The 22,099-nt window shown below is 73.6% G+C and carries 19 protein-coding genes; 7 read left to right on the top strand and 12 right to left on the bottom strand.

Annotation, left to right across the window (positions count from 1 at the left end; genetic code table 11):
* Nucleotides 1–12 precede the first annotated feature (12 nt).
* The 3 genes from ACFV3E_RS24885 to ACFV3E_RS24895 form a co-directional block, all read right to left on the bottom strand.
* Nucleotides 13–1,647, bottom strand: coding sequence for an ATP-binding cassette domain-containing protein (locus ACFV3E_RS24885; RefSeq protein WP_500536644.1), 1,635 nt, complete (start codon nt 1,645–1,647; stop codon nt 13–15).
* A gap of 29 nt (nt 1,648–1,676) precedes the next feature.
* Nucleotides 1,677–2,393: an NUDIX hydrolase gene (locus tag ACFV3E_RS24890; protein WP_500536645.1), complete on the bottom strand. Its 717-nt coding sequence runs from the start codon at nt 2,391–2,393 to the stop codon at nt 1,677–1,679.
* A 120-nt stretch (nt 2,394–2,513) separates the two neighbouring features.
* Nucleotides 2,514–4,493 carry a glycogen debranching N-terminal domain-containing protein gene (locus ACFV3E_RS24895; RefSeq protein ID WP_500536646.1) on the bottom strand — a complete coding sequence of 660 codons (1,980 nt, stop codon included), beginning with the start codon at nt 4,491–4,493 and terminating at the stop codon, nt 2,514–2,516.
* A 132-nt stretch (nt 4,494–4,625) separates the two neighbouring features.
* On the opposite strand from ACFV3E_RS24895, the gene ACFV3E_RS24900 reads away from it, so the two are divergent.
* Nucleotides 4,626–5,936, top strand: a complete 1,311-nt coding sequence (locus ACFV3E_RS24900; protein WP_500536647.1) for an alpha/beta fold hydrolase — start codon at nt 4,626–4,628, stop codon at nt 5,934–5,936.
* On the opposite strand, the gene ACFV3E_RS24905 is transcribed toward ACFV3E_RS24900, so the two are convergent.
* Complete coding sequence (locus ACFV3E_RS24905; protein ID WP_500536648.1) at nt 5,848–7,089, bottom strand: DUF4192 domain-containing protein; 1,242 nt, start codon at nt 7,087–7,089, stop codon at nt 5,848–5,850. The two genes, ACFV3E_RS24900 and ACFV3E_RS24905, sit on opposite strands and share 89 nt — an antisense overlap.
* Before the next feature lie 154 nt (nt 7,090–7,243).
* On the opposite strand from ACFV3E_RS24905, the gene ACFV3E_RS24910 reads away from it, so the two are divergent.
* A complete protein-coding gene (locus tag ACFV3E_RS24910; protein WP_500536649.1) occupies nt 7,244–9,403 on the top strand; it encodes a RecQ family ATP-dependent DNA helicase in 2,160 nt (719 codons plus the stop codon).
* Nucleotides 9,404–9,600: 197 nt separating this feature from the next.
* Nucleotides 9,601–10,197, top strand: a complete 597-nt coding sequence (locus ACFV3E_RS24915; RefSeq protein WP_500536650.1) for a hypothetical protein — start codon at nt 9,601–9,603, stop codon at nt 10,195–10,197.
* Here the strand turns inward: ACFV3E_RS24915 and ACFV3E_RS24920 are convergent, their stop codons facing one another.
* The 3 genes from ACFV3E_RS24920 to ACFV3E_RS24930 form a co-directional block, all read right to left on the bottom strand.
* The gene (locus ACFV3E_RS24920) at nt 10,198–10,836 is read right to left on the bottom strand and encodes a hypothetical protein (RefSeq protein ID WP_500536651.1); all 639 of its coding nucleotides are present in this window, start codon (nt 10,834–10,836) and stop codon (nt 10,198–10,200) included.
* Nucleotides 10,837–10,895: 59 nt separating this feature from the next.
* Nucleotides 10,896–11,591: a ribonuclease HII gene (gene rnhB / locus ACFV3E_RS24925; RefSeq protein ID WP_499514456.1), complete on the bottom strand. Its 696-nt coding sequence runs from the start codon at nt 11,589–11,591 to the stop codon at nt 10,896–10,898.
* A gap of 95 nt (nt 11,592–11,686) precedes the next feature.
* Nucleotides 11,687–12,280 (bottom strand): TetR/AcrR family transcriptional regulator, encoded by a 594-nt coding sequence (locus tag ACFV3E_RS24930; RefSeq protein WP_500536652.1) that lies wholly within the window; start codon nt 12,278–12,280, stop codon nt 11,687–11,689.
* 110 nt (nt 12,281–12,390) lie between these two features.
* Here ACFV3E_RS24930 and ACFV3E_RS24935 point away from each other — a divergent pair, with 110 nt between their 5' ends.
* The gene (locus tag ACFV3E_RS24935) at nt 12,391–13,938 is read left to right on the top strand and encodes an MFS transporter (protein ID WP_500536653.1); all 1,548 of its coding nucleotides are present in this window, start codon (nt 12,391–12,393) and stop codon (nt 13,936–13,938) included.
* 59 nt (nt 13,939–13,997) lie between these two features.
* On the opposite strand, the gene ACFV3E_RS24940 is transcribed toward ACFV3E_RS24935, so the two are convergent.
* From ACFV3E_RS24940 to ACFV3E_RS24950, 3 genes are all read right to left on the bottom strand, one after another.
* Nucleotides 13,998–15,659: a DUF4153 domain-containing protein gene (locus tag ACFV3E_RS24940; RefSeq protein ID WP_500536654.1), complete on the bottom strand. Its 1,662-nt coding sequence runs from the start codon at nt 15,657–15,659 to the stop codon at nt 13,998–14,000.
* Between the two features lie 218 nt (nt 15,660–15,877).
* A complete protein-coding gene (locus ACFV3E_RS24945; RefSeq protein ID WP_499514452.1) occupies nt 15,878–16,780 on the bottom strand; it encodes an ADP-ribosylglycohydrolase family protein in 903 nt (300 codons plus the stop codon).
* Nucleotides 16,781–16,835: 55 nt separating this feature from the next.
* Entirely contained in the window at nt 16,836–17,501 is a 666-nt protein-coding gene (locus ACFV3E_RS24950; protein WP_500536655.1) for a phosphoglycerate mutase family protein, read from the bottom strand.
* A gap of 223 nt (nt 17,502–17,724) precedes the next feature.
* Here ACFV3E_RS24950 and ACFV3E_RS24955 point away from each other — a divergent pair, with 223 nt between their 5' ends.
* Nucleotides 17,725–18,516: a VOC family protein gene (locus ACFV3E_RS24955; protein ID WP_500536656.1), complete on the top strand. Its 792-nt coding sequence runs from the start codon at nt 17,725–17,727 to the stop codon at nt 18,514–18,516.
* Nucleotides 18,517–18,555: 39 nt separating this feature from the next.
* Here ACFV3E_RS24955 and ACFV3E_RS24960 read toward each other — a convergent pair whose 3' ends face one another.
* Entirely contained in the window at nt 18,556–19,164 is a 609-nt protein-coding gene (locus ACFV3E_RS24960; protein WP_500536657.1) for a YdbC family protein, read from the bottom strand.
* Between the two features lie 84 nt (nt 19,165–19,248).
* Here ACFV3E_RS24960 and ACFV3E_RS24965 point away from each other — a divergent pair, with 84 nt between their 5' ends.
* Nucleotides 19,249–19,653 carry a VOC family protein gene (locus ACFV3E_RS24965; protein ID WP_500536658.1) on the top strand — a complete coding sequence of 135 codons (405 nt, stop codon included), beginning with the start codon at nt 19,249–19,251 and terminating at the stop codon, nt 19,651–19,653.
* A 90-nt stretch (nt 19,654–19,743) separates the two neighbouring features.
* Nucleotides 19,744–21,210, top strand: a complete 1,467-nt coding sequence (locus tag ACFV3E_RS24970) for an MFS transporter (protein WP_500536659.1) — start codon at nt 19,744–19,746, stop codon at nt 21,208–21,210.
* A 95-nt stretch (nt 21,211–21,305) separates the two neighbouring features.
* On the opposite strand, the gene ACFV3E_RS24975 is transcribed toward ACFV3E_RS24970, so the two are convergent.
* Nucleotides 21,306–21,974 carry a ricin-type beta-trefoil lectin domain protein gene (locus tag ACFV3E_RS24975; RefSeq protein ID WP_500536660.1) on the bottom strand — a complete coding sequence of 223 codons (669 nt, stop codon included), beginning with the start codon at nt 21,972–21,974 and terminating at the stop codon, nt 21,306–21,308.
* Nucleotides 21,975–22,099 lie beyond the last annotated feature (125 nt).

Consider the following 22,099-nt stretch of genomic DNA (forward strand, 5'->3'; position numbering starts at 1 on the left):
ATAATTGACGCTTTATCGGAAGGAAATGGGGTTTCTCCGGCGCAAGACCGTTGCCGCATAGGCACACAAGAGAGCGAGGAGCGACAAAGCGAAGGAATAGCGCACCGGTTGGGTCGCCATGCGGACCACGTCGATCGCCGGGGCGGACGCCGCCCGCCTCACCACCGGCGCCACCAGCAGCGGAACCGCGAGGACACCGGCCAGCCCGAGCGCGGTGGTGCGGAACACCCCGGCCGCCAGCACCCCGGCCCAGCAGCAGACGAGCGCGAGGGCGACCGAGGCCGCCGTGGTGGAGGCCAGCGCGAACGGCGCGGGCAGTCCGCCCGCCCCGGACTCGAGGCGCATCGCGACCAGGCCGAGCCCCGCCCCCAGGAGGGCGATCAGCACCGCCGCCGACCCGTTGACGGCGAGTTTGGCGAGCAGCAGACGGAGTTGACGGGGCACGGGCGCGTGCGCGGGCGCCAGCGCGGGATAGCGGAACTCCTGGCCGTAGGCGAGCGCGCCGAGGAGCCCGCCGCCCAATGCGGCGGGCGGCAGGGGCAGGGAGTGCGACCAGCCGGTCAGCAGGCGCAGGGAGAAGGCGTCGTGCCCGGTGCGCAGCAGCGCCATGGTGGCCAGTCCCGAGGCCAGGACGGAGACCAGCGCGACGAGCCAGGGGCCGCGGACGCCGGTGAGGCGGCGCAGTTCGTAGCGGACGGGCCGGGCGGGACCGGCGGGCGGCACCGCGGCGCGCGCGGCCGCCAGGGGTACGGCGGGCCGGTCGCGGTCGACGTGAGGACCCTCCGGAACACCGGTGTCGGCGACCTCGTCCGCGAGGCGGTGCAGCAGGATGCCGTTGCGGAAGGCGGTTTCGCCGACCTGGGCGGTGGTCGCGCCGTGCACGCGGATGCGGCTGCCGCTCTCGTGGGTGATCTCGGTCCCGTCGTCGGTCAGCAGCAGGCCCAGGCGTTCGGCCTGGGGCGAGTGGACGGCCACGTACGGACGCAGCCGGCGGCGGCCGAACTCGTGGGCGGACTGGTCGGCGACGAGCCGGCCCTTGTCGAGGGTGACGACGCGGTCGCCGAGCCGGCCCGCCGCCTTGGGGTCGGCGCAGGTGACCACGACGGCGCCGCCGCGCGCCGCGTACGCCTTGAGCAGGCCGTACAACCAGGCGGTGTCGTGCGGGGAGAGCCCTTGGGCGGGATCGTCCAGGAGCAGCGCGGGAGGGTCTCCGAGGAGCGCCGCGGCCACGCCCAGGCGGCGGTCCATCCCGAGGGAGAAGGTCGACAGGCGTCGTCCGGCCGTTTCGCGCAGGCCCACGATCTCCAGGACCTGGTCGGCGCGTTCGGCGGGGGCCCCGGCCGCGGCTGCGAGCATGCGCAGGTGGCCGCGCGCGGTCCGGGAGGGGTGGCCGGGGACCTCACCGAGCAGCACGCCCACCGCGTTGGCCGGATGGGTGTGGCGGTGCAGGGGGCGCCCGCCGAACAGCGTGATGCCGCGGCCCGGTTCGAGTTCGAGCATCAGCCGCAGGACGGTGGACTTGCCGGCGCCGCCGTCGCCGAGCAGGACGGTGATCTCGCCGGGACGGGCGTCGAAGCTGAGGTCGTCGACGGCGGGGGGCTCTTCGCCCCGGGACGCGCTGGTCAATCCGATGGCCTGGATCACCATTGCACCATAACGCGCAAATGGCCCGGAATTTACACCTCTGGTCGCAACATAGGCGGATTGAGGATGGTCGCACCACCCGCGCGGAACAACTGCGCGGGGCGGCCGCCCTGACGGGTCGTGGTGCCGCCGCTGGGGACGAGGAAGCCGACCGTCCCCGTCACCTTGCGGTGGAAGTTGCGCGGGTCCAGGGCGACGCCCCACACCGCCTCGTAGACCCGGCGCAGCTCGCCGACGGTGAACTCGGGCGGGCAGAAGGCGGTGGCCAGAGCCGAGTACTCCAGCTTGGAGCGGGCGCGCTCCACGCCGTCGGCCAGGATGCGCGCGTGGTCGAAGGCGAGGGCACCCTCGTCGCCGTTGCGCAGCAGTTCCTCGACCGGGGCCCACCGGGCGCTGCGGGCGTCGCCCCCGGCGCGGGGCGCGGGCAGGTCCGGGGCGAGCACGAGGTGGGCGACGCTCACCACGCGCATGCGAGGGTCGCGCTTGGGATCGCCGTAGGTGGCCAGCTGCTCGAGGTGGACCCCGCTGCCCGCGCGCAGTCCGGTCTCCTCCTCCAGTTCGCGGGCGGCCGCCCCGGACAGGTCCTCGTCGCCGCGTACGAAGCCGCCGGGCAGCGCCCACCGGCCCTGGTAGGGCGGTTCACCGCGGCGGACCGCGAGGGCGCACAGGGCGTGGCTGCGCACTGTGAGCACGACGAGATCGACAGTGACGGCGAAGGGCGGGAAAGCTGACGGGTCGTAGGGCGCCATGCCCGCGATCATAGTCGTCTGCCTGACGATAAACAGCAGGTTGGCGGGATGACGCGACCCGCTTTCGGCCTGTTGTTCGACGTCACGGCGCCGGTCCGGCGTCCGGTGCCGCCGGCGGGTTCAGGCACCGAGCTGGAGTCCGGGAGCCGCCTCCTCGATCACGGCCGTACCGGACGCGCCGATCCGCAGCGCGAAGGGCTCCTCGGCCACCCGCAGCCCGGCGAGGCCGAGGTCGCCGAGCGGGGCGGTGACCAGAGGGCGTAGGGCCACCATGCGTTCGGGGGCGTCGGGGCGGATCCCGGCGAGGGCCATCAGCATGTGGACGGCCCCGGCCGCGGCAACCGCCGCGGGCCGCGAGGCCGTCGGGTGCGGGGCGGGACGGCGGGAGTCGTCACGCTGCTCCCCCGCGTACATCTCGGGCAGCCGGTGGCCGAACGCACCGGCGGCGTCCAGCACGCCCAGGAGGAGCGCCGAGGCCTCTCGCTCGTGGCCGGCGGCCGCCAGCCCGGCGACCGCGACGGCCGTCTCGTGGACGCGCACCGCTCCGCCGCGGTGGCCGAAGGGGTTGTAGCCGGGGGCCTTGGCGGACAGGGTGCGCAGCCCCCATCCCGAGTCGAGCTCCGGAGCCGCCAGGAGGCGGGCGAGCTGTTCCGTCTGCACCTTGTCCAGCAGACCGGGGGCGAGTTCGCAGCCGCCCAGCAGACCGGTGTCGAGCAGATGGGCGGCTGCCGAGCCCAGGTGGGGCACGGGTCTGCGGTCAGGGGTGAGCGCGGCGGCCGGGCTCCCGCCGGCCGGGTCGTCAAGCCAGAAGTCCTCCCGGAACCTCCGGCGCAGCGCCTCGGCACGCTCCCGCCACTCCTCAGCGCCAGGGCGTCCGTGGGCCTGGAGCAGATCGGCGCCGTGCAGCATGGCCCGGTGGGCGTGTGCCTGCACATCGCAGCGCAGCGGACCGCCCGGCGCGGGGTCGGGGACGTATCCGCCGTCACCCGCGACGGACCGAAGCCACCACAGACTGCGCTCGGCGGCCGGCAGCAGCTGTTCGGTGTCCCGCTCCGGAAGTCCCCACCGGCGTGCCTCGGCCAGCAGCGTGACGAAGAGCAGCCCCGCCTCCACTCCGGAACAGGTGGGCGGCAGATGCGGGCCGGCATGGCGCAACGGCCCCGGCAGGCCGCCGGTCTCCGGGTCCTGGCGGCGGGCGAACGCCCGCAAGGTGCCGGCCGCCAGGCGGGTGCCGAGCGGCAGCAGCATGCGGGCCGCCCACAGGGCGTCGGCCGGGGCGGGACCGAGCCGCCACGGGGCGCCCGCCGCCACATGGACGTCCAGCGGGTGCCCCGGGTCGCGCAGCAGCAGCGCCCGCAGGTCGTCGAGGGCGGCGCGCAGCAGCGTCTCCGCCCGGCCGTCGGCGCCGCGGATCTCCGCGGCCGACCAGGGCACGGGGACCGCCGGAGCGGATCCGCCGTTCACGCCGGCCGCCGCGGGCTCCAGCGTCACGCGCAGCTCGATCGTGCGGGACGCCCCCGCGGGCAGCGCCAGCTCCCAGCACAGCAGCCCGGCGGAGGCCATGGCGCTCTCGGGTGCCGGCACGGCGGTCACCCGGGCCCGCAGCCCCTCCGCCGACCACAGCAGCCCCGCGTCGCAGACGCTGGGCTGCAGCTCAGGCCCGGAGGATCCGGCCGCGATCGCCGCCAGCTCGGCGAGGTCGGTCGCCAGGGCCACCTCGAACGGGATGCGCAGGGCGCGGGAACCGGTGTTGTGGACCGTGATGCGCTCGGTGCCCCCGGCCGTGCGGAGCCTCTCGACGGTGAGGGCCGGGTCGGGTGCGGTGTCGCCGGGAACGCGGGCGACGGAGGTGAACCGCGCCCGCCCCGCCGTGACGAGCCCGCCCTGCACGGGGACCGGTGGCGCCCCCGCGATGCGCAGCTCGCAGCGGGCCAGGACCCGGCGGCCGCCCTGGTAGAAGCCGGCGAGGCCGCTTCCGTCCAGTTGTCCGTGCTCCGGCGAGACCGCGAGGGCCGGGGCCGCGACGCACATCACGGCGTCGTGCACGGGCTGCGGCCCCCGGTCCTGCCGGGGCGGCCGGTTGACCGGCTGCGGGCTCATGCCACCTCCTCGTCGAATCGGTCGCTCGGGCGCTGCCGCCACTACCCACGAGAACGGCCGTGTGGGCACTCGGGTCACGCGCCGTCTACCGTTCCTGATCGGGAAGCCGTCCGTATCACCGGAAAGAGAGCCATGGCCGTCTACCGTCAGCCGGGAACCGTCATCACCGACCACACCTTCCAGGTGCCGCTCGACCACGCGGACCCCGGCGGTGAACGGATCGAGGTGTACGCACGGGAGGTCGTGGCCGCCGGGAAGGAACGAGATCCGCTGCCCTGGCTGCTGTTCCTGCAGGGCGGGCCCGGCGGCCGGTCGCCGCGGCCGCTGGGCCGCGACGGCTGGCTCACCCGGGCGCTGGACGACTACCGGGTGCTGCTGCTCGACCAGCGGGGCACCGGCCGTTCCGCCCCTGCGAACCGGCAGACCCTGCCGCTGCGCGGGGACGCCTCGGCCCAGGCTCGTTATCTGGAGCACTTCCGGGCCGACTCGATCGTCCGCGACTGCGAGCTGATCCGCCGTGAGCTGCTCGGCGAGGCCGGCCAGTGGAGCCTGCTCGGCCAGAGTTACGGCGGCTTCTGCACGCTCACCTACCTGTCCTTCGCCCCCGAGGGCGTCCGCGAGGCCTTCGTGACCGGCGGGCTGGCCGGCCTGCGCAGCACGGCCGAGGACGTCTACCGGGCCGCCTACCCCCGTGTGGAGCGGAAGGCCGCGGCGCACTACGCGCGTTACCCGGAGGACGTCGAGACGGTCCGCGCGATCGTGCGGCACCTGCGCGAGCGCGAGGTCAGGCTCCCGGGCGGCGGACTGCTGACCGCGGAGGCCTTCCAGACCACCGGGATGCTGCTCGGCACGGGCACCGGCTCGCACACGCTGCACTACCTGCTCGAGGACGCCTTCGTGACCGCAGGATCCGGCCTCCAGCTCTCCGACTCCTTCCTCGCCGAGGTCCAGGGCCACCTGTCGTTCGCGGGCAATCCGCTCTACGCGGTGCTGCACGAGTCGATCTACGGCCAGCGTTCGGTCTCGCCGCGGGCCACCGGCTGGGCCGCCGAGTCGGTCCGGGCCGAGTTCCCGCAGTTCGACGTCGACAAGCCGCTGGCGGACGACGCGCCGGTGCTGCTGACCGGCGAGATGATCTACCCCTGGATGTTCGCCACGGACCCGGCCCTGGCACCGCTGCGCGAGACGGCGCACCACCTCGCGCAGCACGAGGAGTGGCCCGACCTGTACGACCCGGACCAGCTGGCGCGGAACGAGGTGCCGGTGGCGGCGGCCGTCTACCACGACGACATGTACGTGGACACGGCCGACTCGCTGGCCACCGCACGCTCGGTCCGCGGCCTGCGCACCTGGGTCACCGACGAGTACGAGCACGACGGGCTCCGGGTGAGCGGCGGCCGGGTCCTCGACCGGCTGATCCGGCTGGCCCACGGCGAGCTGTGAGGAGCGCTGCCCGGCGGGCCCGTGCGATGCTCTGCCGCCGCAGGTAGCGGCGGAGCGGCTCCGGTGAGAGGCCGTTGTTGACGGCGGCGTGGAGCAGCCGGGCGAAGGTGTAGTCGGGGGCGAGGTGCAGGGCGCGGCCGAAGGCCACGCGCGCCGCCGCCTCGTCCCCGGCGGACCAGGCCACCCAGCCGGCGAGGGTCAGGGGTGCGGCGGCGTGCTCGTGGTACGGCTCGACGCAGCGCCGGGCGAGCGCCCGCCACAGGCGCACCGCAGGGTCGGTGTGCGGCGGGTCCATCCACTCGGCGGCCTCGTCGCGGGTGGTGCGGTCCTGCAGGCCGAGGATCATCGTGGCGGCCTCGTCGTCGTCCAGCAGCGCGTCGTCGCCGCGGTCGGCCTCCGCTCCGTCCCCCACCGGGGTGGCGGCCCGGAAGCGCTCGAGCGCCTCCCGCAGCAGCCGCAGGGTGCTGCGCCGCACCTCTTCGGAGTCGTCGCGCTCCAGCATGCGGGGTACGAGTGCGGCGGCCGCCGCGTCCAAGGCGTCCCCGCGGGCCGCGGAGGCCGGTGCGCCGGGCGGCGGCGGGGTCAGGCGCTCCTCCATCTCCTTGAGGGAGCCGCTGATCCGCAGGCCCGCGTAGGCGGCCGCCGCGGCCATCACGGAATCGCCGGACCGCGTGATCCCGATGCCCTCACGCGGGAACCGCTCCGTGTCCGGGCAGCAGTACGACCACCAGCGGCCGGCGGAGACGCACAGCGCCTCGACGACGGGGATGTCGAGCGTGCCGCAGGCGATCCGCAGCCGCTGGGCCAGCGGACGCAGCCGTTCCATGACCTGGTGGGGGTCCTCGCCGGGAGCGGGCTCCTGGACGAGGAAGAGCACGATCGCGTCCGGCCGCGCGCCGCGCTGCTCGCTGCCGTTCACGAGGCACTCCGCCAACTGCTGGGCGGCACCGGGCCACTCGGCGGCGTCCCGCGGGATGCCGAGCCGGGCCCGGCCGCCGAAACGGCCGTGCTCGCCGTGCAGGGCGATCATCAGAATGCTGTCGTCGGGGTGGAAGCCGCACAGGTAGGGGAGCGCGGCGGCGAGTTCGGCCGGGCTGCGCAGCGTGACCTTCGGGTCGTCCGAGGGACGGGGGGATTCGGTGTGCTGAGTCATGATCCGAAGGTCCCGTACGCCGTGGATCTCCGCCAGACCCCTCCAAAACCTGTGGATAACTCGCGCATATCATCGCAATTATCCGGGGCGGGTTGTCCACAGGCCGCCTCCCCACGGTTGGCGCGGTGTCGGTGCCATCGGGTTGCATGGGGGCATGACCACCGCACTGCGCACCGCCGCCGACACGATCCTCAGCCGGCTCGTCGGGGACCCGACGGGCACCGCCCGCCTGCGCGAGGACCAGTGGCGTGCCGTCGAGGCGCTGGTCGCGCACGGCCGCCGCGCCCTGGTGGTCCAGCGCACGGGCTGGGGCAAGTCGGCCGTGTACTTCGTGGCCACCGCGCTGCTCCGCGAGCGGGGCAGCGGTCCCACGGTGATCGTCTCCCCGCTGCTGGCGCTGATGCGGAACCAGATCGAGGCCGCCGACCGGGCCGGGATCCGCGCCCGCACGATCAACTCGGCCAACCCCGAGGAATGGGACACGGTGCAGGCCGAGGTCGCCTCGGGGGAGATCGACGTCCTGCTGGTGAGCCCTGAGCGGCTCAACAACCCCGATTTCCGGGACCAGGTGCTGCCCAAGCTGGCCTCCACCACCGGCCTGCTCGTGGTCGACGAGGCCCACTGCATCTCCGACTGGGGCCATGACTTCCGGCCCGACTACCGCCGGCTGCGGACGATGCTCGCCGATCTCACTCCGGGCGTTCCGGTGCTGGCCACGACGGCCACCGCCAACGCACGCGTGACGGCCGACGTCGCCGAGCAGTTGGGTACCGGCGACCACGAGGGTGCCCTCGTGCTGCGCGGGCCGCTGGACCGCGAGAGCCTGTCGCTCGGGGTGCTGCGCATGCCCGACGCCGCCCACCGGCTCGCCTGGCTCGCCGACCACATCGGCGACCTCCCGGGCTCGGGCATCGTGTACACCCTGACCGTGGCGGCCGCGGAGGAGGTCACCGCCTTCCTCCGGCAGCGCGGTCACCGGGTCGCCGCCTACTCGGGGCGCACCGAGGACGCCGACCGCCGGGCCGCCGAGTCCGCGCTGCTGAACAACGAGGTCAAGGCGCTGATCGCCACCTCGGCGCTCGGCATGGGCTTCGACAAGCCGGACCTGGGCTTCGTGGTTCACCTGGGCTCGCCCTCCTCCCCCATCGCCTACTACCAGCAGGTCGGACGCGCCGGACGCGGTGTGGACCACGCGGAGGTGCTGCTGCTCCCCGGGCCGGAGGACGAGGCGATCTGGCGCTACTTCGCCTCGCTCGCCTTCCCCCGTGAGGAACAGGTGCGGCGCACCCTGGAGACGCTGGCCGACTCCGGGGGCCCGATGTCGGTGCCCGCGCTCGAGACCCGGGTGGACCTGCGCCGCAACCGGCTGGAGACCATGCTCAAGGTCCTCGACGTGGACGGCGCGGTGCACCGGGTGCGCGGCGGCTGGACGGCCACGGGCCTGCCCTGGACGTACGACACCGAGCGGTACGCGTGGGTCGACCGGCAGCGCAAGACCGAGCAGCAGGCGATGCGCGAGTACGCCACGGCCTCGGTGTGCCGCATGGAGTACCTGCGCCGTCAGCTCGACGACGAGGAGGCCGCCCCCTGCGGCCGCTGCGACAACTGCGCCGGGCCCCGGTTCACCGCGGAGGTCTCCCGCGAGGCCCTGGAGGCGGCACGGGCCGCCCTCGGGCGCCCGGGGGTCGAGGTCGAGCCCCGCCGGATGTGGCCGACGGGTCTGCCCGCGATCGGCATCGAGCTCAAGGGGAAGATCCCGCCGGGCGAACAGGCCGCGACCGGAAGGGCACTGGGACGGCTCTCCGACATCGGCTGGGGCAACCGGCTCCGCCCGCTGTTCGCCGAGAACGCGACGGACGGCCCCGTTCCGGACGACGTGGCGCAGGCCGTGGTGCAGGTGCTCGCGGACTGGGCGAAGGGCCCGGGCGGCTGGGCGAGCGGCGAGCCCGACGCCCCGCAGCGGCCGGTCGGCGTCGTCACCATCGCCTCGCACACCCGGCCGCAACTCATCGCGTCGCTCGGTGCGCGCATCGCCGAGATCGGCCGCATGCCGCTGCTCGGGGAAGTGGCGCACAGCGGTGACCTGGAACCCTCGCGGGTGCCGCGCAGCAACAGCGCACAGCGACTGCGGGCGCTGCACGGGGCGTTCACCGTTCCACCCGCCCTCTCCGACGCCGTCGCCGCGGCCGCGGGACCGGTTCTCCTGGTCGACGACTTCACCGATACGGGGTGGACCGTGGCCGTCGCCGCGCGCCTGCTGCGCCGATCCGGTGTTACGGCGGTGTTTCCGCTGGTCCTGGCCTTGCAGGGCTGACCGGTAGTCACCATGTGAGACGGAGACGGGATCTAAGCGGCGGAGGGTCAGATAACAGACAGGTCGACAAAATGACCGTTGCCGCCTGCGTGTGCGACAGGAACAATTGAGTCTGGATCCCCGCATCGGCTCTTGGAGCCCCACGACCGGCATGCCCGCGCACGCCCGGTCGCGGACGCATACCCGAAGGGAGGACCGTGGCCATCGGCTTCGCTCCGGAAACCGCTTCCGTGAATTCCTCCCGCCGTGCCGGACGCCATCGCACCCTCGAGCCGGCCGAATGGACGGCCGCGGGCATCCCCCTGCTGATCAACCCGCGCGAAGTGGTCACGGACCTCCACACACGCCACCTCCCGGCCCCGGGAACCGCCGTGGTCGCGGTCTACTCCCCGGACGAACGGCTGACGGCCAGCGCGTCCTTCGCGCAGCGCCCCGGCGTCACCGACGGCTGGGAACGGCGCAACGCGATCCTCGTCCACCTGCGCCGGATCACCGCGGACGACCTGCGGCGGCGCAGGCCCGTGCGCACCGCGGTCCTGCTCGTCTGCCGCGATGGCGGAGCGGGGTGGACCGAGGTGGACGGTGCGTGGATGTGGGGACTGCGCGACGCCTGCTCGCTGTACGGGCTGCGCCCCGGTTCGTACATCACCCTGACCGACGACGGCTGGCGGGTGCAGGGCGAGGACCGTTCGGGACGTTCCCCGAACGCCACCTCCTGGTCGGCCACGAGCCGCGGCGCAGCGAGCCTGCGTCCCAGTGGGACGCCGTCCCTGCGCCGCGCGGCGGCGCGTTGATCAGGCGTTGACGCCGAGCAGCGCGTTGATCCGCTGCGGGTCGCCGCAGACGACCAGCAGGGTTCCGGCCCGCGCCATCGCGGAGGGCAGGAGACGTGCCACGGTCTCGTCGGAACCGCCGTTGACGGCCACGACCACCACGGGCCGGCCCTTGGCGCGGTCCGCGTCGTGAGCGGCGTAGAACACGTCGTCGCCGACGTCGTGCTGGGCCCAGTAGGACGTTTCGCCGAAGCTCAGCTCGTGGGCGGCCCAGGGGTGCTGCTCGCCGGTGGTGAGCACCAGGACCTCACCCGGAGCGCGCCCGCTGTCCAGCAGCAGGTCGACGGCCTCGTCGGCGGCGTCGAGGGCGCCGTCCACCGGGGCGGGGATGAGCTGGATCTGCGCCGACGGGCCGGCGGAGACGGAGGCCACGACCTCGGGGTCCCGCGGCGAACGCTGCTGCGGGGGTACGACGGGTCCGCGGGCCGGACCGGGACGGCCGGGCCGGGCGTTGGCCGCCGGGGCGCCACGCGGCGGCGCGGGGCGAGGGCCGGGGCCCGGTACGGGGCGGGGGGTCGGCGCGGGCCGGCCGGCGGCCGGGGCTACGCGGGGACCCGGGACACTCTCGTGAATCTGAGGCTCCTCGGGGGTGAGAGGCATGTGCTGATGTCTATCAAATGCACCGGAACAACGCAGCGGCGGGTAGGTCACAACTCGGCTCAGAAGTCGAACCCGAGTTGCTCACCCGTCTCCCCCGCCTCCACGGTCTCCCGGACCTTCTTCAAGTGCTGCCAACGCGGCAGCGTATCGAGATATGCCCAGGACAGCCGATGGAGGGGGGTGGGCCCCAGCTCCTCCAGTGCCGCCCGGTGCACCGGCGAAGGGTACCCGGCATTGTCCTCGAAGCCGAACGGAGCATAGTCGACGCCCAGTTCCGCCATCATCGCGTCCCGCCGCACCTTGGCGATCACGGACGCGGCCGCCACGGCCACGCACGAGCGGTCGCCCTTGATGACCGTGCGCACACGCCAGGGACCCCCGAGGTAGTCGTGCTTGCCGTCGAGTATCACCGCGTCCGGACGCACGGGCAGGGCGTCCAGGGCGCGCGTGGCGGCGAGCCGCAGCGCGGCGGTCATCCCCAGTGCGTCGATCTCCTCCGGGGAGGCGTCGCCGAGCGCGAAGGAGTTCACCCATCCGGTGAGCGCACCGGCGAGCGCGGTACGGCGCTTGACGGTGAGCAGCTTGGAGTCGGTGAGGCCGTCGGGGGGCCGTCGCAGCCCGGTGACGGCCGCGCACACGGTGACGGGCCCGGCCCAGGCGCCCCGTCCGACCTCGTCGACGCCCGCGATGACCTTGGCGCCGAGGGTCGCGCGCAGCGAGCGCTCGACGGTGTGGGTGGGGGGTTCGTGGACCATGGCAAGGCTTAGCCTACGCTCCCGCGTTGGACCGGCCGGGAGCAGGTCGGGGGAGCACCTCCGGAGGCCGCGGGCGGGCCGGCCCGGTGAGCGCGTCAGGGGCGCAGCAGGGGCAGCATCACCTGGTCGACGACCTCGATCAGGTCCTCCTCGGTGATCTCCCGGCCGCCGATCTTCGACCGGTACATCATCAGCGCGGGCACCACGTCGGCGACGATGTCACCGGTGGCGTCGGGCCGCACCTCCCCGCGCTCGATGCCGCGCCGGACCACGTCCAGGATGCGGTGCTTGGTGGGTTCGACGACCCCGTCCATGATCAGCCGCACGAAGCAGTGGGCGGCTTCCTGGTCGCACTCGTCGATCACCGAGCGCAGGGCGAGCCCGCCGCGGGAGTACATCGCCTCGCGCATCCGCAGCACGAGGAAGACCAGGTCCTCCCGCAGACCGCCCAGGTCCGGGACGTCGGGGACCTCGGGGAAGGCCGTCTGCAGGGCGTCGGCGACGAGGGCCTGTTTGGACGGCCAGCGGCGGTAGACGGCCGCCTTGCCGGTCTGGGCGCCGGCTGCGACGCCCTCCATGGTCAGCCCTCGCCAGCCCACGGTGCTGAGCTGGTCCAGAGCGGCTCCGAGGATCGCCCGCTCCAGAACGGGCCCGCGGCGGCGGGTTCCCGCTCCCTGCGACATGGTCATGCCACCTTCTCATTCACTCTCTAGTGAACGCTTGCGTTCACTACCACCATCACCCTAGTGTCGTACACAGTGAACGCGACCGTTCACTAAGTCACCGACTGGGGGACCTCGTGACGACTGGGCAACTCACCTCACCACGAAAGCCCGGAGCCGCGCGACGCGACGGCAGGCCGGGCATCGCACTCGCGGTGATCGCGGCCTGCCAGCTCATGGTCGTGCTGGACGCCACCATTGTGAACATCGCGCTCCCGCACATCCAGGACGCGCTCTCCTTCTCCACCACCGATCTGTCCTGGGTGCTCAACGCCTACACGCTCACCTTCGGCGGTCTGCTGCTGCTCGGCGGGCGCGCGGGCGACATCCTCGGACGGCGCAGGGTGTTCGTCTTCGGCATCCTGCTGTTCTCCCTCGCCTCCCTCCTCGGAGGCTTCGCCCAGGAGCCGTGGCAGCTGCTCGCCGCGCGCTCCCTGCAGGGCGTCGGCGGCGCGATAGCATCGCCGACCTCGCTCGCCCTCATCACCACCAACTTCCCCGAGGGCCCGGAGCGCAACCGGGCCTTCGGCGTGTTCGCCGCGGTCTCCGCGGGCGGCGGCGCCGTGGGCCTGCTGGCCGGCGGCATGCTCACCGACTGGCTCGACTGGCGCTGGGTCTTCTTCGTCAACGTGCCGATCGGCCTGCTGATCGCCTTCCTGGCACCGCGCTTCATCAGCGAGTCGCAGCGGCACCCGGGGCGGTTCGACGTCGCCGGAGCCGTCACCTCGACGCTTGGCATGGCCTCGCTCGTCTACGGCTTCATCCGCGCCGCCCACTCGGGCTGGCGGGACACCCTGACCGTGTCCTCGTTCGCGGCCGCCGTCGTGCTGCTCGGCGCCTTCGTCGTCATCGAGCGGCGGGCCCGGGAGCCGATCACCCCGCTGCGGATGTTCGCCGACCGCAACCGCTCGGGCACCTACCTGATGATGCTGAGCCTGGCCGCGGCCATGTTCGGGATGTTCTTCTTCATCGTCATCTTCGTGCAGAACGTGCTCGGCTACAGCCCCATCGCGGCCGGCTTCGCCTTCCTCCCGGTCACCGCGGCGATCGTGACCGGGGCAGGGCTGTCCACCCGCTTCCTGCCGGTGCTCGGGCCGAAGCCGTTCCTCGTGGCCGGCTCGGCGCTGACCGGTTCCGGGATGGCGTGGCTGACCCTGATCGACCCCGGCAGCAGCTACGTGGGCGGGGTGCTCGGTCCCATGCTGCTCTTCGGCTTCGGCATGGGCCTGAACTTCGTCACGCTGACCCTGACGGCCGTCTCCGGTGTCGCCCAGCACGAGGCGGGGGCCGCCTCCGGGCTCCTCAACGCGATGCAGCAGGTGGGCGGTTCGCTCGGGCTGTCCATCCTGGTGACGGTGTTCGGCACCGCGAGCCGCGACAAGGCCACCGGTCTCGTCCCGGACTTCCTGGCGCACGCCACCCGGGAGCAGCAGGCCGCCTTCCAGCGGACGCACGAGCTGCCGCCGCCGTGGGGCCACGAGGTCCTCGCGCACGGCATCTCGACCGCGTTCTACGCGGCCGTGGGGCTCGTCGCGCTCGCCCTGGTCACGGCGTTGTTCGTGATCCGGGTCCGCAAGAGCGACCTGGAGGCGCTCAGCGGCAGCGCGGGCGTGCCCGCGGCCTGATGCCGGCGCCGCCGCCCGGCCCGGGGGGAGGCCGGGGCGGCGGCACACGGCGTTCCGCCTCACGGGAAGACCGGATCGCCCCACTCGTCGTAGAGGCCCGGCAGCCCCGCCGCGTCGCACGGCCGGCCGCCGGTCTGCGGCGGGCGCCCGTCGAGCAGCGACCGCGCCCGGACCTCACCCAGACTGGTGGTGAACCAGGCCTCGGTGCCGTCCTCGTAGAGGTGCTCGACGATCTTCTCCAGGGCGCAGGAGCGCTGCGGCTCCGGCAGCTGGTCCAGCTCCGGGACGGCGTCCGCGGACAGGTGCCGCAGGTACTCCAGGTCGATCTTGCCGGTGCTCTCGTAGCGGCTCACCTGCTGGTCGGCGATGAGTGCGTCCGGCGACACCAGCCCGAAGGCGAGGACGGACGCCGCGGCGCTCACCGCCACGGCGCGCGGCAGCCAGCGCGCGCCGAACACCCCGGCCGCCATGACCAGGACGATCAGCAGCCCCAGCCACAGCTCCACACCCGCCACCGAGATCCGCAGCCGGGTCAGCCCGTACGCGTCGACGTACAGGTCCATGCGACGCAGCGCGGAGGCGACCACGACCAGGGTCAGCACGCAGATCGTGCCGAGGACGGAGCGCACGAGCATGCGGTCGCGGTCGGTGCCGCGCGGCGCCCAGCGCTGGGCGAGGGCGATGACCACCACGGTGAGCAGGGTGACGACGAGCAGCTGCCAGAAGCCCTGCCGGGCGTACTGCGCGTAGGTCAGGCCGGTCTTGGCGAGCACCTTCTCGTAGCCGCCGAACAGCACCGCCAGCTGGACGGCGTTGAAGGCCGCGAACAGCGCCGCGAGGACGACCAACGGCAGTGCCCACTCGGCGCGCCGGCGCGCGCGTCCCGGTTTCACCTCGATCCGGTCCCAGCGGCGCGGCGCCGCGGCGGTCCACGCCGCGCAGAGGGCGAACAGCGTCCCGACGAGGAGGAGCAGGACGCGCAGGGGGGCGTCGGTGACGGTCACATCGGGCATGAGGTCGCCCAAGAGGTCGGCGAACGCCGCGTCGGCCCCCGCGAAGAGCGCGCCGAAGACGACGAGGAGCACGACGGTCACGCCGACGGTCTTCAGCATCGGCAGCAGTCGGCTGCGGTCGCGGGCGGACCGCTCGCGCAGCCCGCGCAGCGCCCAGCCGATCGCGGACGCCGGAGCGGACCACAGCCCGACGCCGCCGAGCAGGACGCCCGGCCAGCGGCGGCCGCCGTGCAGGGCCAGCGAGCCCAGGAAGGCGGCGGCGGCGACGGCCAGGAACGACGGCCACCAGGCGTCCCGCAGCGCCGGAATGAGCAGCAGCGTCAGGCCCGCCACCGCCCAGAGGGCCGACCAGGGCCGCAGCCGCCGTCCGTGGTCGAGGGCGGCGACCGCGGCCGCGGCCGCGGCGGGCACGCTGACCAGCAACAGGTTGATCCCCAGGCCGCCGCGCAGCAGAACCGCGGCCAGCACACCGGTGAGCAGCGCCGTCCACAGCACGGCGGGCCGTGCGGCGCGTGGGGTCCGCGAGCGGCTCGCGATCACCCACGCCGGCGGCGGGGGCGGTGGCGGGGGCGTCCAGGGACGCGGGTACGGCGGCGCCGGATGGACGGGTGGACCGTGCTTCCGCAGCGGTGCCTGCGGATGTGCCTGCGGATGTGCCTGCGCGGGCGCCTGCGCCGTCGGCGCGGCGTCGGACGGTGTGTCGGACATGAGAACCCCTCCCCGCCGGTCGTACGGCGCCCGGGGGCTGCGCGCGGGACCGGTGCTCGACTGCGCGTCCGGCGAAGATCGGCCGGACGGCGTGGCCGACAGGCTAGGCGCGCCGACGAGCTGCGCAAACGCGGTACGGGCCCGAGGGCGCAGTCTGTGACAGGGCCGTGACAATGCAGAGGGTTGGGAGGCCCGGGGGCGGGGCCGGCGGGCGCGGCTCAGCCGGCGGGCAGCCATTCCGGCAGGGGCTCGCACCGCTCCTGCCACTCCCGCGGGGGCTCGCCACCGGCGCCGGCGGCGATGATCCCGCCGACGATGGCGCAGGTGGTGTCCACGTCGCCGCCCGCGCGGGCCGTGGTCCAGAAGGCGCCCTCGTAGTCGCCCAGGCCCCGCGCGGCGGACCACAGGGCGAAGGGGACGGTGTCGTGCGCACTGGTGCGGCGGCCGTTGCCGAGCACCGCCGCGACGGTGGCCACGTCGTCGTAGTCGAGCATGTCGACGGCGCGGCGCAGCCCGGCGTGCACGGCGCTGCGCGGCAGCAGCGCCACGACGCGGGTGATCAGGTCCGCGGGGTCGCCGGGGCCGGCCGGGTCCGCGGCGAGCGAGGCGGCGGCCGCGACGGCCATCGCGCCGACGACGGCCTCGCGGTGCTGGTGGGTGGTGTACGCCGACAGTTCGGCCTGCTCGGCGGCCTTCTCCGGCTCGCCCGCGTACCAGGCGCCCAGGGGCGCCACGCGCATGGCGGCGCCGTTGCCCCAGGAACCCTGGCCGTTGAACATCTCGGCCGCGAGCGTGCGCCAGTCGGCGCCTTCCTGCCGGATCAGCCGCAGCATCCGGTTCACGCCGGGGCCGTAGCCGCGGTCGAAGTCGTGGTGCGCCGCGAAGGAGGCGGCCAGGGTGTCCTGGTCGACGGCGCCGTGCGAGTCCAGGACCGCGACGACCGAGCACGCCATCTCGGTGTCGTCCGTCCACTGCCAGGTTCCCGGCGGCAGCGTGCGGCCCTGCAGTGCCGGGTAGTGCGCCGGCACGAAGAACTGGGAGCCGAGGGCGTCGCCCAGGGCGAGACCGCGCAGGCTGGACAGCGCGCGGCGGCGTGGGAGGTCATGGGGGTCAGCGGTCATGGCGGGAGAACTCTGACATCCGGTGCCACCCGGGTCAATCGTCCTGTGCGCAATCTCACCCGTGATATCGCGCCAGGTCGGAGTCGGTGGTCCGCCAGCGGGCGAAGGGCCGGTCGAGCCGGTACCGGCCGTCGGGTTCGGCCAGCAGCATCCGCGTCTCGCCGTTGTCGGGATTCGACAGGCACTCGAACTCGTCGACGGTCCAGTGGAACCACCGCATGCAGAACAGCCGCATGGTGAGCCCGTGCGTGACGAGCAGGACGTTCGGCGGGAACTCGGGCTTGTCGAAGGCGCGGTAGAGCGTCTCCAGGAAGGACCCGACGCGGTCGTAGACGTCCGCCCCGGACTCGCCCTGGGCGAAGCGGTAGAAGAAGTGACCGTAGGCGTCCCTGGCCTTGCGCTGCCGCTGCACGTCCTCGGCGTCCTGGTAGTTCCCCCAGTCCTGCTCGCGCAGTCGGGGCTCCTCCTTGGCGCGGGTACGGCACGGCTCGAGACCGAGCAGGTGGAAGGTCTGATGCGTCCGGCGATATGGCGAGACGAAGGCCTGCACCCGCTCCTCGCCGAACAGCTCCCGAAGCTCCCTGCCCGCCGCGCGGGCCTGCTCCTCCCCTCTCGCGGTGAGGGTCAGCGCGTGGTCGGGCACCCGCTCGTAGATCGTGTCGTCGGCATTGCCCTGGGACTCTCCGTGCCTGATGAGCACTATGCGACGCGGTCGGGCCATGGCCTCACTGTAATTCGTACGCGCGAGCAAGGTCGCGGCGGTCCCCGGCGCAGGCCGTGGGCGGACCCCGCCGCAGGCCTGCCGCGGGCCTGCCACGGGCCCCGGCGGACGGTCGCCGGCTCCGTCCACAGGCCGGGCGTCCCGCCCCCGATTGTCAGTGGCGTACCTCAGACTCAGCATGAAGAGGGGGGCGCGTTCGCGCGCGCCACGGTTGGAGGCCGCCATGAAGACCACGTCGTTCGTTCCCGGCACACCCTGCTGGACCGATCTGAGCAGTCCCGACATCGAGGCCTCCCGTGCGTTCTACGGCGGCCTGTTCGGCTGGGACTCCCAGGCGGGCCCCCCGGAGGCCGGGGGATACACCTTCTTCAGCCTGCGCGGCGAGCACGTGGCGGCCGTCGGGCCCGTGATGGCCGAGGGCGACCGGCCGCGGTGGATCACCTACATGGCCACGGGCGACGTGACCGACACGGCCAAGGCGGTCGAGGCGGCGGGCGGCTCGGTGTGCGTACCGCCGATGGCGGTCTTCGACCAGGGCAGCTTCGCGCAGTTCACGGACCCGCACGGGGCGGAGTTCGCCGCGTGGCAGCCGGGCCGGTTCAGCGGCGCGGGCCTGCTCGACGAGCCGGGCGCGCTGTGCTGGATCGAGCTCAACACCCGGGACGTGGACGGCTCCCGCGCCTTCTACCGCAACGTCTTCGGCTGGACGGGCGAGACCCACCCGTTCGCCGGGGACAGCTCGTACACCGAGCTCCAAGTGGAGGGAACGGACCGGAAGTTCGGCGGCATCCTGCTCATGAACGACGCCTGGCCGCAGGAGATACCCCAGCACTGGATGCACTACTTCTCCGTCGCCGACACCGACGCGGCCGCCGCGCGGGCCACCGAGCTCGGGGGCAGCGTCTCCGTGCCGCCGTTCGACCTCGAGCACGTCGGGCGGGTCGCCGTGCTCGACGATCCGCACGGCGCGTACTTCTCGGTGATCACCCGCCCCGCGCAGGGCGGGAAGGGCTGATCGCGGCGGCTCCCGGGGTGCTCCCCGGTCGCCGTGCCGTCATATCGACCAGGCTTGTTCCAGGTCGACGACGTCACCGGCGACGGTGAGCACGTCGGCGTCGAGATCGGCACGTTCGGACAGTCGCAGGATGGAGCCGTCCCGGTACTTGGCGTGCTCGGACGCCGAGTCCCACATGGACAGCACCAGGAAGTCGGACTCGGGTCCCTGCGCGAAGACCCCGCGCAGCATCCCCGGGGATCCGGCCATGGCGGGGTTCCAGACCTTCTCCTGCATCAGCACGAAGTGCTCGACACGGTCCGGCCGCACCTTGCAGTGCGCCAGCCGCAGCAGGTCGCTGTCGGCGAAGCGGGGGCGGAAGCCGACCTTGACGTCCAGGCGGTGCTCGAAGAGCTTGACGCCGAGGCTCTCATAGGTGCCGGCCTGGGCGGCCGCAAGGCGGTCGTGCGCGCCGGCCATGAAGGCGTCGTGGTACTCGCGGTCCTCCCAGAACGCGAAGAGGTGGGCGACGCCCGGCTGGCTGCGGCTCCAGCCGCCGCCCTGCCCCCGGAACCCCGGCTCCCCCATGAGCCCGTTGGCCCATTTCCGCTGCCCGCGCTCGAATCCGGCACGATCGACGATTCCGCAGCGAATCCACTTCACCAGCACCGCGCCATCCTATGGCCCGTCGGAGGCCCTTCCGCCCCATCAAGGGACCAACTCCCCTGAACGGGAGCGGAATACGATCACGACATGGACGACCTGTACCCGCGCCTCCTCGTCGAGGACTTCGACACCGCCGCCCGCTTCTGGACCGCAGCCCTGCGCGACCTGCTCGGCATAGAGCCCGTCAAGGTGATCCCGCAGGCCGGATACGCCAACTGGGACCTGGGCGGCGAGGCCGCCCTCACCCTCTTCTCCCGCGCCGCGCTCGCCCGCGCGATCGGCACCGAGGCCCTGCCCGCGCACGCCCCCGCACAGGACGCGGCCATGCTCGTCCTGCGGGTGGACGACGTCGAGGCGGCCGCGGGGAAGCTGACCGCGCACGGTGCGAGCGTCGTGACCGAACCCCGGGACCGGCCCGAGTGGAGCCCCGGGCTGCGGACCGCGCATCTGCGCACACCGGACGGCAGCCTCGTGGAGCTCCAGTCGTACTGACCGGGCCTCAGAAGGCCCGAAACAAATAGTCTTCAACAAAACCATCTGCTAGCGTCTTAGCTGGGTCCTCGACAACCAGGAGACGACGCCATGCCTTTACGCGCACAGCTCTCGCCCGCGGCGGCGACCACGGGAGCCGCCCCCGACCACCGATCCCGCGGACTGGCCCTCGCGGTTCTGTGCGCCGGGATGCTGATGATCATCCTGGACGGCAGCATCGTCACCGTGGCACTGCCCGCCATCCAGCATGACCTGCACTTCTCCCCCGCCGACCTGACCTGGACCGTCAACGGCTACATGATCGCCTTCGGCGGGCTGCTCCTGCTGTCCGGACGGCTCGGCGACCTCCTCGGGCGCAAGCGGATGTTCATCGCCGGGCTGGCCGTCTTCACCGGGGCCTCCCTCCTGTGCGGCCTCGCCACCGGGCAGGCCGTGCTCATCGGCGCCCGCTTCCTCCAGGGCATCGGCGGCGCGATGACCTCAGCCGTCAGCCTCGGCCTGCTCGTCACGCTCTTCCCCGAACCCCGTGAACGCGGCCGGGCCATCGGCGCGTTCAGCTTCGTCGGCGCCGCCGGGGCGTCGATCGGCCAGGTGCTCGGCGGTGTGCTCACCCAGGCCGCCGGCTGGCACTGGATCTTCTTCATCAACCTGCCCATCGGGCTGGCGGCGGCGCTGTTGGCGGCGCGCGTGCTGGAACCCGACCCGGCACGTCCCCCCGCCCGGGGCGCCGACGCCCTCGGCGCACTCCTGGTCACGGCGGGCCTGATGACCGGCGTCTACACGATCGTCCAGACCGGCGGTCACGGCTGGGCCTCCGCACGCACCCTCGGCCTCGCCGCCCTGGCCGCGGCGCTCCTGGGATCCTTCGTGGTCCGCCAGGCGACGGCGGCGTCCCCGCTGCTGCCGCTGCGCATGTTCCGCTCACGCGAGGTCTCCGGAGCCAACCTCGTCCAAGTGCTGATGATCTCCGCCCTCTTCGGCTTCCAGATCCTCATGGCGCTCTACCTGCAGAACGTCCGGGGGTACGGTGCCGCTGCCACGGGGCTGGCCATGCTGCCCGCCGCGCTGTCCATCGGCACCGTCTCGCTGCTGCTCTCCGCCCGGCTGAGCGCGCGCTTCGGCGAACGCCGCGTCCTGCTCACCGGGCTCGCCCTGCTGGTGGTGGCACTCGGTCTGCTCACCCGGCTGCCCGTCCACGCCGGTTACGCCGCCGACCTGCTGCCCACGATGCTGCTGGCGGCCGGCTTCGGCCTCGCCGTCTCCGCGCTGACGGTGCTCGGCATGTCCGGCGCGGGCCCCGAGGACGCGGGGGTCGCCTCGGGCCTGTTCAACACCACCCAGCAGGTGGGCGGTGCCCTCGGCGTCGCCGTCCTGTCCACCCTCGCCGGCTCCCGGACGCACGCCCTCGTCGCCGACGGGCACGACGCGGCGTCCGCCCTCACCGCGGGCTTCCGCCTCGCCTTCGGCACCGGCGCGGCCCTGCTCGCCGCGGCCTTCGTGCTCGCGCTGGTGATACTGCGGCCGCGGCGCGAACGGGGCGTCCCTCCGCCGGCCTGACGGCGGGCGGCCGACGGGGACGGACCGCCCGCGGCCGGTCCTGCCCACGGTGGCGGTCGCCGTTGCCCCTGCCGCGTGACCCGCGGGCCGGGGGATCAGCCGGCGCTCCACTTCTGGTTGTCCGCGCCCGTACAGGTCCACAGCCGCAGCGTCGTGCCGGCCTCCGTGCGCGTCCATGGCCTCCACGCACTTGTGGGCCTGGAGGTTGACCAGGTCGTGGGCAGGGTTGAGCCGGAACCTCTGGGATGCGGCGCCGTTGCAGTCGGCCAGCTGGACGGCCCACCGTCGGCCGTGGATCCGCCCGCGACGTCCATGCACGTACCCGCGATCCGGATGCTCCTGTCCTCCGGAACGATCCGCCACGACTGTCCGGCGCCGACCGTGCAGTCCCGGAGCCTCAGCGGCACGCCCTCCGCGGAGCCCGCGTCGATGCACCTTCGGGAAGCGTGACTCCGTATCGCCACACCGGGAACCACCTCGGAGGAGGAGGGTCCCACGGAGGCGGGAACCTCGCCGCTCTCCGCTTTGGGGGCGGCCTCGCCCACCTCGGGATCCCGAGGGGACGGCGGGGCGTCGCTCGCGGCAACGCCCGCGGACGGCTGCCCCGGAGTCCGTCCCGGGGACGGTCGTGTCACGTCGAGCGGGCTCGCCGGGACGGTTCCGGCCGGGGAGGACCCGATGCCCGGCGCCGAGCCGGGGCGGGGGGCGGCCGTCGAACCGCCCTCGCCGGAGTCCGAACCCGGTACCAGGAAGGGAACGCACACCAGCAGGCCGGCCGCCAGACAGGCACCCGCCGGCAGCAGCCGGCGGGGCCTGCGGCCGGGGGAGGCCGGGGCGCGGTCCCCTCCCGGCCGGCGTTCCCATGCGGTTCGGCCCCGGGCGTCGGACC

The organism is Streptomyces sp. NPDC059718, assembly GCF_042733315.1.
In the GTDB taxonomy this organism is placed as follows: Bacteria; Actinomycetota; Actinomycetes; order Streptomycetales; family Streptomycetaceae; genus Actinacidiphila.